This window comes from Candidatus Deferrimicrobiaceae bacterium, from assembly GCA_035256765.1.
GTDB lineage: Bacteria > Desulfobacterota > Deferrimicrobia > Deferrimicrobiales > Deferrimicrobiaceae > CSP1-8.
In genome coordinates, this window is the sequence record DATEXR010000020.1 from 1 (window position 1) to 1,906 (window position 1,906).

General features: G+C 62.2%; 1 protein-coding gene. It reads left to right on the plus strand.

Annotation, left to right across the window (positions count from 1 at the left end; genetic code table 11):
- Positions 1-1,906 (plus strand): AAA family ATPase (locus tag VJ307_00855; GenBank protein ID HJX72674.1); only part of this gene is annotated, 1,906 nt, incomplete at both ends.

Genomic DNA, 1,906 nt, shown 5'->3' on the forward strand with positions numbered 1-1,906 from the left:
GTGAAACGAAAAGAAGAGGTTTCCCTGCGCGTTGCCAAGGCCTTCGTGGAAGACGAGGGGAAAGGCCTTGCCCGTGTGGACGAGGATGTCCTGAAAAGCCTGGGAGCGGTTCCCGGCGATGCCCTCATGGTTACAGGCCGCCGGTCCACCGTGGCCCGCGCCGCCCAGACCACCCCCCATTATTCCGGTCAGAGCCTGATCCAGATCGACGGCACCACGAGGGACAATGCCCAGATATCGGTGGACGAATGGTGTACCGTCCAGAAAGTCCCGTTCAAGCAGGCCGAAACCCTGATCCTCACCCCGGTGGATCCCCGCAGGCCGATCCCCAAGGAAGACGAGATCCGCCACGTCGTTCAACTTCTGTCCGGACTCCATGTGGTGATCGGAGACAGGGTCCAGATCGCCTTGTTCGGAACCCGGCCGCAGTTCTTCATCGTGGAGGGAGCAAACCCGAGAGGGGCCCTCCGGATCACTCCCCATACCGACATCACCTTCCAGGCCACCGATTTCGCCTATGAAAAGGCGTTCCGGGCTTCTTACGAAGACATCGGAGGCCTGGAACAGGAGCTTCGCAGCGTCCGGGAGATGATCGAGCTTCCGCTGAAGTTTCCCGAGCTCTTCACCAAGCTCGGGATCGACCCGCCCCGGGGCGTCCTTCTTTCCGGGCCGCCGGGTACGGGAAAGACCCTCATCGCGCGGGCGATTTCGAACGAGGTCCGGGCCCACTTCATCCACGTCAACGGCCCCGAGATCATCCACAAGTTCTATGGGGAGAGCGAGGCCAAGCTCCGGATGGTGTTCGAAGAGGCCCGGAAAAACGCCCCCAGCATCATTTTCCTCGATGAGCTGGACGCTCTCGCTCCGAGGAGGGCGCAGGTCGTCGGTGACGTGGAAAAGCGCGTGGTGGCGCAGCTTCTCGCCCTGATGGACGGTCTCGTTTCCCGGGGAGAGGTGGTGATCATCGGCGCCACGAACATGCCGGAGCTGGTCGATCCGGCTCTCCGCCGCCCCGGACGTTTCGACCGCGAGATCTCGATCGGCGTCCCGAAACGGGCGGACCGCCTCCAGATCCTGAAGATCCATTCCCGCAAGATGCCGCTCGCGGCAGATGTCGACCTGAACCGTCTGGCGGAAATCACCCACGGGTACGTCGGGGCGGATCTTGCCGCCCTCTGCGCGGAAGCGGGCATGGCGGCGCTGCGTCGCCTCATGCCCGGGATCAAATTCGAAGTGGATGCGAAACCCAGCCTGGGGGAGGATGCGAAACTCGAGGTTACCGCCGACGATTTTCTGGCCGCTTTTAAGACGGTCGAGCCCACCTCCACCCGCGAGTTCATGAGCGAAAGGCCCCACATCTCCTTCCAGGATGTCGGAGGATTGCAGGAGATAAAGAAAAAACTCCACTCCATGATTCAGCTCCCTTTGCGAGGTCTGCCCGTCTTCTCCCATTCGCGTCTGGGCCCCCCCAAGGGCGTTCTCTTCACGGGCCCGTCCGGGACGGGGAAGACCCTGATGGCCAAGGCTCTTGCCGGGGAGACGGGAATGACCCTCATCGTCGTCGATCCTCCCACCCTGTTGTCGAAGTGGGTGGGGGAGTCGGAAAAGGGTCTGAGGGAGGTCTTCAAGCGGGCCAAACAGGCATCCCCGTGCATCGTGCTGATTGACGAGATTGAAGCCATAGCGCCGGCCCGGACCGCGGAAGATTCCGGCCATGTCTCCCAGAGGATCGTCAGCCAGCTTTTCCGGGAAATGGACGAACTCCAGGGCTCGTTGGGCATTCTGGTCATCGCCACCACCAATCGGATCGACCTCATGGAGCCGGCCCTGCTCCGGGCCGGGCGGTTCGATTTCATCATCGATTTTCCTCTTCCCTCCCGGGAGGAGAGGATCGAGATCCTGCAGG